11 protein-coding genes are annotated in these 11773 nt (G+C 66.5%); 6 read left to right on the forward strand and 5 right to left on the reverse strand.

Translation table 11 applies throughout. From position 1 onward, the window contains the following. Window positions 1-102: 102 nt before the first annotated feature. From AC4OR5_RS24595 to AC4OR5_RS24610, 4 genes are all read right to left on the reverse strand, one after another. On the reverse strand, window positions 103-1284 hold the full coding sequence (locus AC4OR5_RS24595) for a vWA domain-containing protein (RefSeq protein ID WP_003090569.1): 1182 nt from the start codon (window positions 1282-1284) through the stop codon (window positions 103-105). 48 nt (window positions 1285-1332) lie between these two features. After that, entirely contained in the window at window positions 1333-1728 is a 396-nt protein-coding gene (locus AC4OR5_RS24600) for a GFA family protein (RefSeq protein WP_003101529.1), read from the reverse strand. A gap of 64 nt (window positions 1729-1792) precedes the next feature. After that, the gene (locus AC4OR5_RS24605; RefSeq protein WP_003101531.1) at window positions 1793-2638 is read right to left on the reverse strand and encodes an AAA family ATPase; all 846 of its coding nucleotides are present in this window, start codon (window positions 2636-2638) and stop codon (window positions 1793-1795) included. Between the two features lie 162 nt (window positions 2639-2800). Continuing rightward, the gene (locus AC4OR5_RS24610; protein WP_023091219.1) at window positions 2801-3886 is read right to left on the reverse strand and encodes a DUF748 domain-containing protein; all 1086 of its coding nucleotides are present in this window, start codon (window positions 3884-3886) and stop codon (window positions 2801-2803) included. Between the two features lie 120 nt (window positions 3887-4006). Here AC4OR5_RS24610 and cysK point away from each other — a divergent pair, with 120 nt between their 5' ends. The 4 genes from cysK to AC4OR5_RS24630 all read left to right on the forward strand — a co-directional run bounded on the left by cysK (window position 4007) and on the right by AC4OR5_RS24630 (window position 8227). Continuing rightward, window positions 4007-4981, forward strand: a complete 975-nt coding sequence (gene cysK / locus AC4OR5_RS24615) for a cysteine synthase A (RefSeq protein WP_003090573.1) — start codon at window positions 4007-4009, stop codon at window positions 4979-4981. Between the two features lie 58 nt (window positions 4982-5039). Then, a complete protein-coding gene (locus AC4OR5_RS24620) occupies window positions 5040-5654 on the forward strand; it encodes a LysE family translocator (RefSeq protein WP_003114384.1) in 615 nt (204 codons plus the stop codon). 198 nt (window positions 5655-5852) lie between these two features. Then, complete coding sequence (locus AC4OR5_RS24625) at window positions 5853-6944, forward strand: polyamine ABC transporter substrate-binding protein (protein ID WP_003114385.1); 1092 nt, start codon at window positions 5853-5855, stop codon at window positions 6942-6944. 419 nt (window positions 6945-7363) lie between these two features. Continuing rightward, the gene (locus AC4OR5_RS24630; RefSeq protein ID WP_058160146.1) at window positions 7364-8227 is read left to right on the forward strand and encodes a DMT family transporter; all 864 of its coding nucleotides are present in this window, start codon (window positions 7364-7366) and stop codon (window positions 8225-8227) included. A 47-nt stretch (window positions 8228-8274) separates the two neighbouring features. On the opposite strand, the gene AC4OR5_RS24635 is transcribed toward AC4OR5_RS24630, so the two are convergent. Continuing rightward, window positions 8275-8754 (reverse strand): winged helix-turn-helix transcriptional regulator, encoded by a 480-nt coding sequence (locus AC4OR5_RS24635; RefSeq protein ID WP_003090577.1) that lies wholly within the window; start codon window positions 8752-8754, stop codon window positions 8275-8277. A 353-nt stretch (window positions 8755-9107) separates the two neighbouring features. Between AC4OR5_RS24635 and AC4OR5_RS24640 the strand changes: the two genes are divergently transcribed. Both AC4OR5_RS24640 and fdxA read left to right on the forward strand, forming a co-directional pair. Continuing rightward, window positions 9108-11417 (forward strand): molybdopterin oxidoreductase family protein, encoded by a 2310-nt coding sequence (locus AC4OR5_RS24640; protein WP_003090579.1) that lies wholly within the window; start codon window positions 9108-9110, stop codon window positions 11415-11417. Between the two features lie 16 nt (window positions 11418-11433). After that, window positions 11434-11772 carry a ferredoxin FdxA gene (fdxA, locus tag AC4OR5_RS24645; RefSeq protein ID WP_003090580.1) on the forward strand — a complete coding sequence of 113 codons (339 nt, stop codon included), beginning with the start codon at window positions 11434-11436 and terminating at the stop codon, window positions 11770-11772. The last annotated feature ends 1 nt before the right edge of the window (window position 11773 follow it).

An 11773-nucleotide genomic window follows, 5' to 3' on the forward strand; every position in this document is an offset into this window, starting at 1 on the left:
CGTTACCGGTGGCCGCGCCGCGCTGTTACCGCGCGGACGGGATACACAGGGTAGGCAAGTTGCGTGCCGCCGCGCCTGTCGCCGGTCCCGCAGGCAGTTGGCTCAACCGCGCGAGAGGAAGCGCATACCCTCCTCCAGGCCGCTCAGGGTCAACGGATACATCTGTTCCTTGACCAGTTCGCGGACCAGGCCGGTGGACGCCGTGTAGTTCCAGGTGTCCTTCGGATAGGGGTTGATCCAGATGAGCTTCTTGTACTTCTCCATGAAGCGCTGCATCCAGACGTAACCGGCTTCCTCGTTCCAGTGCTCGACGCTGCCGCCGGCCTGGGTGATTTCGTAGGGCGCCATCGCCGCGTCGCCGACGAACACCACCTTGTAGTCCGGACCGTACTTGTGCAGCAGGTCGAAGGTGGCGGTGCGTTCGCTGCTGCGACGCAGGTTGTTCTTCCACACCGACTCGTAGATGAAGTTGTGGAAGTAGAAATACTCCAGGTGCTTGAACTCGGTCTTGCAGGCCGAGAACAGCTCCTCGCAGACCTTGACGTGGGCGTCCATCGAGCCGCCGATGTCCAGCAGCAGCAACAGCTTCACCGTGTTGCGCCGCTCCGGGCGCATCTGGATGTTGAGCAGCCCGGCGTCCTTCGCGGTGTGGTCGATGGTGCCGTCGATGTCCAGCTCCTCCGCCGCGCCCTCGCGGGCGAACTTGCGCAGGCGCCGCAGGGCGATCTTGATGTTGCGCGTACCCAGTTCGACCTGGTCGTCGAGGTTCTTGTATTCGCGCTGGTCCCAGACCTTGGCCGCCTTGCCCTGGCGCTTGCCGGCGTCGCCGACGCGGACGCCCTCCGGGTTGAAGCCGCCGGAGCCGAACGGACTGGTACCGCCGGTACCGATCCACTTGTTACCGCCGGCATGGCGCTCCTTCTGTTCCTCGAGGCGTTTCTTGAACTCCTCGATCAGCTTGTCCAGGCCGCCGAGGGACTGGATCTGCGCCTTTTCCTCATCGGTCAGCAGGCGCTCGAACTCCTTGCGCAGCCATTCCTCGGGGATCAGCGCCTTGAGGTGGTCGTCGAGCTTCTCCAGGCCCTTGAAGTAGGCGCCGAAGGCCCGGTCGAACTTGTCGAAGTGGCGCTCGTCCTTGACCATGATGGTGCGCGCCAGGTAGTAGAACTCGTCCATGTCGGCGAACACCACGCGGTGCTTCAGGGCGTCGATCAGGTCGAGCAGCTCGCGCACCGACACCGGCACCTTGGCTGCGCGCATTTCGTTGAACAGGTTGAGCAGCATGGCTGCGACCTCGTCTGTTGTCCGTTGATCCCGGCGCGCGAGCGCCGGTCAGTATTGGTGTTCCTGCGGCAGGTCGTCGGCGATGACGTACCAGTCGGCTTTCGAACCCACGTAGATGTGCCGCTGCGCTACCGATGGCAGCGGCGAGTCGAGGGTGCCGAGGGCAATAGAGGTGTACGTCGGGTCCTCGTTGCCGCCAAGCCACTGCAGGTTCGATCCGCAGTGTCGGCAGAAGGTACGGGTGACGCCTGGCGACGAGTGGTATTCGGCCACCGCGTCCGCTCCGGCGACATAGCGGAACGCCTCGCGGCGCACCTTGCCGTAGGTGGCGAACGCCGCGCCGTGGGCCTTGCGGCACTGGCTGCAATGACAATGACTGGCCGACTCGATGGGCGCGTCGATTTCATAGCTTACCGCGCCGCACAGGCAACTTCCGCTGAGCATGGGATGTTCCTCCGCTGTCTGGCGTGCCGCCCCGCAGCCCTTTCCCCGGAAAGGGCCGACGCACTCAGCGGCTGGCGCGGCGGCTCATGAACGCCAGGCGCTCGAGAAGCTGCACGTCCTGCTCGTTCTTCACCAGGGCGCCGGCCAGCGGCGGGATCGCCTTGGTCGGGTCGCGTTCGCGCAGCACCGCTTCGCCGATCTCGTCGGCCATCAGCAGCTTCAGCCAGTCGACCAGCTCGGAAGTCGAAGGTTTCTTTTTCAGGCCGGGCACCTTGCGCACGTCGAAGAAGATGTCCAGCGCCTCGCTGACCAGCGACTGCTTGATGTTCGGGTAGTGCACGTCGACGATCTTCTGCAACGTCTCGCGGTCGGGGAAGGCGATGTAATGGAAGAAGCAGCGGCGCAGGAAGGCGTCGGGCAGTTCCTTCTCGTTGTTCGAGGTGATGATGATGATCGGGCGCTGCTTCGCCTTGATGGTTTCGTTGGTCTCGTAGACGTAGAACTCCATCTTGTCGAGTTCCTGCAGCAGGTCGTTGGGGAACTCGATGTCGGCCTTGTCGATCTCGTCGATCAGCAGGATCACCCTCTCCTGGGCCTCGAAGGCCTCCCAGAGCTTGCCCTTCTTGATGTAGTTGCGCACGTCGTGAACCTTGTCCACGCCCAGCTGCGAATCGCGCAGGCGGCTTACCGCATCGTACTCGTAGAGGCCCTGGTGGGCCTTGGTGGTGGACTTGATGTGCCAGGTGATCAGCTTGGCGCCGAAGGACTCGGCCAACTGCTCGGCGAGCATGGTCTTGCCGGTGCCCGGTTCGCCCTTCACCAGCAGCGGCCGCTGCAGGGTGATGGCGGCGTTGACCGCGAGCTTGAGGTCGTCGGTGGCGACGTAGGACTGGGTGCCTTCGAACTTCATCAGGAAATCCTCGAACGGTAACGCCCTGGCTGGAAAACCGGGCAGTTCAGTATTGTTTGAAAACCCGACTATAACGCGGGGACAAGCGCACTGTGAACGCAGACGGGTCATTCAGTCACTGAATGCCCGGCCACCTCGCGACCCGCCGTTCCGCCCGCGTCTTCAGCCGTCGTCGTCGCGCGTCGCCGGGGAACGCTCGAAACGAGCGTTGAACGCCTCGACGAACGCGTTGCGGAGAATCCCGAGGAACGCCTGGAACGCGCTGACGTCCCGCTGGTGGACATTACCGCTCAGGCTCACACGGGTTGCGAACTGGTCTTTGCGCTGGTTCTTCAGCACCGTCTCGCCACCGCCGACCAGCGCCTCCCACACCGAGCGGAACAGGTTCTTGTCGCCATCCTCCACGTCCTGCCGCCAGTTGAATACGTCCACGTCGCGCAGCAGCGGCTTGATGTAGCCATCCAGCTGACCGCGCTTAGCCTGGGCCTCCAGCACCAGGTCGCCGGTGCCGGCATTGAAGTCGAACTTGCCATAGGCGCTGGCGAAGTCGTTGAGCCGCTTCAGCTCGACGCGGGTGACCCGCAGGCGCAGGTCGAAGTCCTCGAAGTCGCTCAGCGGGTCGAAATGCGCCGCCACTTCCAGCGGCGCCTGGCCGAGTATCCGCGCCGTGCCTTCGAGACGCGCCGGCCGCTCGCCCCGGGCGTCGGCCACGTTGGTCAGGTTATAGATGCTGGCGTTGAGCGCCGAGGCGTGCAGGTTCACCGGCGGCTTCGAAGTGAAGTTGCGGAAACGCAGGGTGCCGTCCACCACCCGCACCTCGTTGAGGGTGATCGGCAGCAGCTTGTCCAGTTGCTCGCGCCAGTCGGTGCCGGCACCGGTCTGCGAGGCGTCGCGGTCGCCGCCGGCATCGACGAAGTTGAGCTGCGGACGCTCGAAGACCACCCGCGCCACTACTGCGTGATCATCCCAGAGCGCCTGCCAGCTCACCGACAGGTCGATGCTCGGCGCGTCGAGGAACGGCACCGGCACCTTGCCGTTGTCCTTGACGATGCTCAGCCCGTCGATCCGATACGCGCCGCGCCAGAGCGCCAGGTCGACGTCGGCGATGTGCCCACGGTAGTCGCCCATGTCGGCCAGCTTGCCGTTCAGGTAGTCGCGCACCAGGTACGGCAGCGCCAGGTGCAGCGCCAGCAACAACAGAAGCAGCGCCGCCAGGCTGCCCAGGGGAATGGCATAGCGTTTCTTCATCGGTACGGCCCTCCTGGACAGTGGACACGCGCGGCGCGCCGCTGGTTCGAACGCGTCTGGACGCGCGGGCGGGGGCGGAATAGGCTGATTGATCTTTCTCCATGCGACAAGGACACCATCATGAGCCGCATCTTCGCAGACAACGCGCAGTCCATCGGCAACACGCCGCTGGTCCAGATCAACCGCATCGCCCCGCGCGGCGTCACCATCCTGGCCAAGATCGAAGGGCGCAACCCCGGCTATTCGGTGAAGTGCCGGATCGGCGCGAACATGATCTGGGATGCCGAAGCCAGCGGCAGACTGAAGTCCGGCATGACCCTGGTCGAGCCGACCTCCGGCAACACCGGCATCGGCCTCGCCTTCGTCGCCGCCGCACGCGGCTACAAACTGATCCTGACCATGCCGGCGTCGATGAGCCTGGAGCGACGCAAGGTGCTCAAGGCGCTGGGCGCGGAGCTGGTCCTGACCGAACCGGCGAAGGGCATGAAGGGTGCGATCCAGAAGGCCGAGGAACTGGTCGCGGGGGATCCCGGGAAGTACTTCATGCCGCAGCAGTTCGACAACCCGGCCAACCCGGCGATCCATGAGAAGACCACCGGCCCGGAGATCTGGAACGATACCGAGGGCGCGGTGGACGTGCTGGTCTCCGGGGTCGGCACCGGCGGCACCCTCACCGGCGTCTCGCGCTACATCAAGAACACCCGGGGCAAGCCGATCCTCGCCGTGGCGGTGGAGCCGGTGACCTCGCCGGTGATCAGCCAAACCCTCGCCGGCGAGGAGGTCAAGCCCGCCCCGCACAAGATCCAGGGCATCGGCGCCGGCTTCGTGCCGAAGAACCTCGACCTGTCGCTGGTCGACCGGGTCGAGAAGATCGGCGACGACGAAGCGAAGAACATGGCGCTGCGCCTGATGCAGGAAGAAGGCATCCTCTGCGGCATCTCCTCCGGCGCGGCGATGGCCGCCGCGGTGCGCCTGGCCGAGGAGCCGAACATGCAGGGCAAGACCATCGTGGTGATCCTCCCCGATTCCGGCGAGCGCTATCTTTCGAGCATGCTCTTCGACGGCCTGTTCAGCGAACAGGAACTGACCCAGTAACCACCGACCCGCGGCGCCGCAGCGAACCGGCGCCGCCTTGCGCCAGGCGTATCGAATCATGCTGGAAACCTCGCTCTTCGTAGCCACCCTCGCCACCCTGGGCATGCTCTCGCCCGGCCCGGACTTCTTCCTGATCATCCGCAACGCGGCGCGCTACCAGCGCTCGGCGGCGATGATGACCTCGCTGGGGGTGATCCTCGGCGTGGCCACCCACATGGCCTACTGCGTCGCCGGCCTGGCGGTGCTGATCACCACCACGCCGTGGCTGTTCAACGCGCTGAAGTACACCGGCGCGGTCTACCTGATCTGGATCGGCATCCAGGCCCTGCGCTCGCGCGGCGGCGGCACGCTCGACCTGGCGGTCGGCGGCGTGCAGCGCGTCGGCCACTGGAGCGCGTTCCTCCAGGGCTACCTGTGCAACCTGCTCAACCCCAAGGCCACGCTGTTCTTCCTCGCCGTGTTCACCCAGGTGCTGAGCCTGGACTCCAGCTTCGCCGAGAAGCTCTGGTACGCCGGCATCATCGTCGGCCTCGCCGTACTCTGGTGGCCGCTGCTGGTGGTGCTGATCCAGAGCGCGGTGGTGCGCCGCAGCCTGGCCAGGGCCCAGGGGGTGGTGGACAAGCTGCTCGGCGGCCTGCTGATCGCCCTCGGGGTCAAGGTCGCCCTGAGTTGAGGCAGGCAGGCGGAGCGACGCCCCGTTGCGGTGCCGCCTACTGTCTGCGGGCCCGCAGGTAAAAGCCGCCCCTTTCCTCGCTTCCGGCAACGCGGGATAAAACCCGGGTGCCGGCCAGCGTTGCCGGCGCCCCCTGAGCGCCGGCGGCGAACCAGTCCGTCGCCGACGCTGTCGTCAGCCGACAGGACACCTACAACAATGAAGACCCGCATCGCTTCCCTCACCCTCCTCGCCCTCGCTTGCGGCAGCGGTGCAACCCTCGCCGCGGACAACCTGAAGATCTACAACTGGTCCGAATACATCGCTCCCGAAACCGTGGCGAACTTCGCCAAGGAAACCGGCATCCAGGCCACCTACGACGTCTACGACAGCAACGAGACCCTCGACGGCAAGCTGATGACCGGCCAATCCGGCTACGACGTGGTATTCCCGTCGAACCACTTCATGGCCAAGCAGATCCAGGCCGGCGCCCTGAAGAAGCTGGACAAGTCCCGGTTGCCCAACTGGAAGAACCTCAACCCGGTGCTGCTCAAGGCCCTGGAGGTCAACGATCCGGGCAACCAGTACGGCTTCCCCTACCTCTGGGGCACCACCGGCATCGGCTACAACCCGGCGAAGATCAAGGCGGTGCTCGGCGACGACGCGCCGCTGGACTCCTGGGATATCTTCTTCAAGCCCGAATACATGCAGAAACTGAGCAAGTGCGGGGTGGCGGTGCTGGACAACGGCCCCGAGCTGCTGCCCATCACCCTCAACTACCTCGGCCTGCCACACCACAGCCAGAAGGCCGACGACTACAAGCAGGCCCAGGCGGCGCTGCTGAAGGTGCGCCCGTACATCCGCTACTTCCACTCCTCGAAGTACGTCAGCGACCTGGCCAACGGCGAGATCTGCATGGTGGTCGGTTTCTCCGGCGACATCCTGCAGGCCGCGACCCGCGCCAAGGAGGCCAACAACGGCGTGGAAGTGCGCTACTCGACGCCGAAGGAAGGCTCGCCGCTGTGGTTCGACATGGTCTCGATGCCGGTCGATGCGCCCGACGAGAAGGCCGGCTACGCCTTCATGAACTACCTGCTGCGTCCCGAGGTGATGGCCGCGATCAGCAACCATGTGCACTACGCCAACGGCAACCTGGCCGCCGACCCGCTGGTGGACGCCGAGATCAAGGCCGACCCGGCGATCTACCCGCCGCAGGAGAAGATGGCCAAGCTGTTCGCCCTGGAATCCATGCCGCAGAAGATCGACCGCGTGCGCACGCGCACCTGGAACACGGTGAAGACCGGCAAGTGAAGCCCGGCGCCGGCCCGGTTTGTCGCCGGGCTGGCGTTTTAGCGCAAGGCTCGCCCACAGGCTCGTCAAATCCCGGACGGCCCGCTATAGTCCCTCTCGTTGTCTTCATCGACCGGATAGCCTCCATGAACCAGCGCTCGCACAGCTCGCTCCCCGCCCTTCCGGTAGCCACCGGCGAGGTCGGCGCGCTCCAGCCGTGCGCCAGCCTGGGCTGCGTTTCCCCTCCTGTAGTCGCCTCGCCTCCGCCTCCCCCTCCCGGTTCGGCCGCCTGCCCGCCGCCGGGCGTCAGTCCCTGACGAGCGCGGTAGCGCCCCAACTCTCTTCCACAGCCCGCCGCAAGCAGCGCCATCCGCTGCCGAGGCGTGCCGTCCGCCGCCGGCCCGAGCCCGCGGCATGCCCGACTACAAGGTGGCAGATCCATGTTTGCACTGAACAAATCCGCACTGGCCGGCCTGGCCAGCACCAGCCTCTTCGTCCTGCTCTGGAGCAGCGGGGCCATCGCCTCGAAATGGGGCCTGGCGCATTCCTCGCCGTTCGCCTTCCTGGTGTTCCGCTTCGGCATCGCCCTCGCCTGCCTGCTGCCGCTCGCCCCGCTGCTCAGGCTGCGCACGCCGCGCAGCGCGCGTGAGCGCGGCAAGGCCCTGCTCACCGGCCTGGTGATGCTGGGGATCTATCCGATCTTCTATATCTTCTCGCTGAAGCTGCAGGTCACTCCCGGCATGATGGCGACCATCCTCGGCGTGCAACCGATCCTCACCGCCGTCATCCTCGAACGCCGGCAGTCGCCGGCGCGCCTGTTCGGGCTGCTGCTGGGCCTGGCCGGCCTGGTGCTGGTGGTCTACCAGGGCATCGGCCTGGCCGGGATGTCCACGGCCGGCATCCTCTGCGCACTGCTGGCGCTGGCCGGCGTCACCGGCGGCTCGATCATGCAGAAGGGCATCCGCGAGAACCCGCTGGGCACCCTGCCCCTACAGTACCTCGCCGGCCTCGGCCTGTGCCTGGCGTTCGTGGCCTTCCAGCCGTTCGAGTTCGAATGGAACGCCGGCTTCCTGGTCCCCGCGCTATGGATGGGCGTCGTGGTCTCGGTGGGCGCGACCCTGCTGCTCTACCGGCTGATCGCCCAGGGCAACCTGGTCAACGTCACCAGCCTGTTCTACCTGGTGCCGGCGGTGACCGCGATCATGGACTTCATGGTCTTCGGCAACCGCCTCGGCTGGCTCAGCCTGCTGGGCATGGGGCTGATCGTGGTGGGGCTGATGTTCGTCTTCCGCAAGGCCGGCTGAGCGAACCGAGCGGGTCGCGGCCCGCCCTTGGCAGAGCGCGCGCGGATTCAGTTCTGCGCGAGCTTGCCAGCCATCGCCGCGAACCCCGGCCCCGGCACCGCCGTCACATCGCGCGACCCCACCGGCTCGCCGCACTCCGGGCAGACCATGGTCGGCCGGAACTTGTGGCCACAGGCCTTGTGCACGTACTCCACCGGAGCGCCGCGGCCCTCGTCGAGCCAGCGGTCGCCCCAGTTGGCCAGGGCCAGCAGCACCGGATGCAGGTCGTGGCCCATCTCGGTGAGGCGGTACTCGTAGCGCGGCGGTCGCTCCTGGTAAGGCACCTTCTTCAGCGCGCCCGCCTCCACCAGCCGGCTCAGGCGGTCGGCCAGTACCTGACGGGTGACCCCGAGGCTGGCCTGGAACTCATCGAAGCGGCGCATGCCGAGAAAGCAGTTGCGCAGGATCAGCAGCGTCCAGCGGTCGCCGAGGATCGCCAGGCTGCGCGCCATCGAACAGGGCGTTTCGCCGACTTCTTGCCATTTCATGGGGTTCTCCCGGAAAAACCTCCGTCCATTCTAGGGGGCCGCTTCGGAGCTTGACCAGTTCCAAATTGGAACTTAGTATCCGGCCGAAAAGGTCATGGACCCGGCGCGCTCCTGCCAGGATCGGACAAACCAGCACTACGGACGGGTCCCATATCAGCGCCCGCATAGTAAGTTCCGATTCGGAACTGTAGAAGCGTCGAGCATGAGAGGGAAAGGCCGATACGACGGGGTTCCGTGTGCCGCCCGCGCGTCGTCCTTGCAGCACAGCGTCAGGCAGTCCCGAAAGAACGAAGCCCGCACGGCTGGGGTGCGCCCCAGGTTGCGCCGGCAACGACAACAACGAGGAACACACCGTGACTACGCCGTCCCCGCAATGGAAGAAGACCGCCTGTATCCTCTGCAGCCTCAACTGCGGGCTGGAAGTGCAGACCGAGAATGGCCGCATCAGCAAGATCCGCGGCGATGACGACCACCCCGCCTCGCAGGGCTACGTCTGCGAGAAATCGCAGCGCATGGACTACTACCAGAACGGCGCCGACCGCCTGGACACGCCGATGCGCCGGCGCCCCGATGGCAGCTACGAAGCCATCGACTGGGACACGGCGATCCGCGAGGTGGCGGAGAAGTTCCTCGCCATCAAGCGCAGGCATGGCGGCGAAAGCATCCTCTACTACGGCGGCGGCGCGCAGGGCAACCACCTCGGCGGCGCCTACGGCGACAGCACGCTGAAGGCCCTCGGGGTGAAGTACCGCTCCAACGCCCTGGCCCAGGAAAAGACCGGCGAGTTCTGGGTCCAGGGCAAGATGTTCGGTACCGGCGTGCACGGCGACTTCGAGCATTGCGAGGTGGCCATCCTGATCGGCAAGAATCCCTGGCAATCCCATGGTTTCGCCCGCGCCCGCGTGCTGCTCAACGCCATGGCCAAGGACCCCGCACGCTCGATCATCGTGATCGACCCGCGCCTGAGCGAAACCGCCGCCCTGGCCGACTTCCACCTGCAGATCCGTCCGGGCACCGACGCCTGGTGCCTGGCGGCGCTGGTCGGGATCATCGTCCAGGACGGGCTGCTGGCGCGCGACTGGCTGGCCGAACACACCAGCGGCTACGAGCACATCGTCGACGAACTGAACGCCATCCCGGTGGCCTACTGCGCCGAGACCTGCGGGGTGGCGGAAGACAAGCTGCGCGCCGCCGCCCGGCGTATCGCCAGCGCCAGCAGCGTATCGGCGCTGGAAGACCTGGGCATGCAGATGAACCTGCACTCGACCCTCGGCAGCTACCTGCAACGCCTGGTCTGGTTGCTCACCGGCCATTACGGGCGCCCCGGCACCAGCAACGCCTTCGTGCCCTTCCTCTCGCTGTCCAAGGCGAGCAAGGGCGATACCTCGATGGGCAAGAAGGGCGCGCCACGCGTCGAGAAGCGCAGCCCGGTGGCCAATGCCAAGATCATCATCGGCCTGATTCCCTGCAACGTGATTCCAGAGGAAATCCTCACCGACCATCCCAAGCGCTATCGCGCCATGCTGGTGGAGACCGGCAACCCGCTGCATTCGCTGGCCGATAGCCAGCGCATGCGCGAAGCCATGCGCGCCCTGGAGTTGTCGGTGGTGATCGACGTGGCCATGACCGAGACCGCGCGCCACGCCGACTACGTGCTGCCGGCGGCGAGCCAGTTCGAAAAAGCCGAGGCGACCTTCTTCAACCTGGAATTCCCGCGCAACGCCTTCCATCTGCGCGCGCCGCTGTTCCCGGCGCGCCCCGGCACCCTGCCGGAAGCGGAGATCCACGCCCGCCTGCTGGAAGCCATGGGCGTGCTCGGCGAGAAAGACTACCGGCCGTTGCGCCTGGCCCTGAAGCTCGGGCGCAAGGCGTTCTCGGCGGCTTTCCTCGCCGCCGCGGCGACCCGCCCCAAGGTCATGAAATACGCGCCGGTCCTGCTCTACCGTACCCTCGGCCCGACCCTGCCCGCCGGCATGGAAGCGGCCGCGGCGATCTGGGGCATCTGCCAACTGCACGTGCTGAACAACCGCAAGACCGCTGCCCGCGCCGGCTTCGACGGCTTGCCGCCGCTGGCCGCCGACCGCCTGTTCCAGGCCATGCTCGACAACCCCTCCGGGGTGGTCTTCGCCGAAACCACCTACGCCGAAAGCTGGCAGGCCGTCGCCCGTCCCGAACAGCGGATAAACCTGCACATCCCCGAACTGTTGCCGGAACTGGCCAAGCTCGCCCACAGCGCGCCACCCCACGATCCGGCCTACCCGTTCATCCTCGCCGCCGGCGAGCGGCGCAGCGACACCAGCAATACCGCCGTGCGCGACACCGGCTGGCACCGCCGCGGGCGCTACGGCACCCTGCGCATCAGCCCGCAGGACGCCGAGGCGCTGGGCTGCGCCGACGGCGAGGTGCTGCGCGTGGTGACCCGCCGCGGCGACGTCGAGGCGGAAGTGGAGATCAGCGACATGATGCAGCCGGGCAATATCTCCCTGCCCAACGGCCAGGGCCTGGACTACCGCAACGCCGAGGGCGAGGTGGTGCGCCGGGGCGTGGCGCCCAACGAGGTGACCGACTGCACCCAGCGCGACTTCCTCGCCGGCACGCCCTGGCACAAGTACGTGCCGGCGCGCCTGGAACGGCTGGCGACGCCCGCCGCTACGAACGCCTGAGCCAGGGAGGACGATCATGACCTTCGTCGTGCTGGAAGAATGCATCCGCTGCAAACACACCGACTGCGTGGAAGTCTGTCCCGTGGACTGCTTCTACGAAGGCCCCAACTTCCTCGTCATCCACCCCGATGAATGCATCGACTGCGCGCTCTGCGAGCCGGAATGCCCGGTCGCCGCGATTCGCGCCGAGGACGAGGTGCCGCTCGGGCAACGGCAGTTCATCGCCCTCAATGGCGAACTCGCCGCGCATCCCAACTGGACGCAGATCACCCGCAAGAAGCCGGCGCCCGACGACCACGACGCCTGGTTCGGCCTGCCGGGCAAGCTGGCCGAACTCGACCGCAACGGCGCCTGAG

The organism is Pseudomonas sp. YA1 (assembly GCF_058680555.1).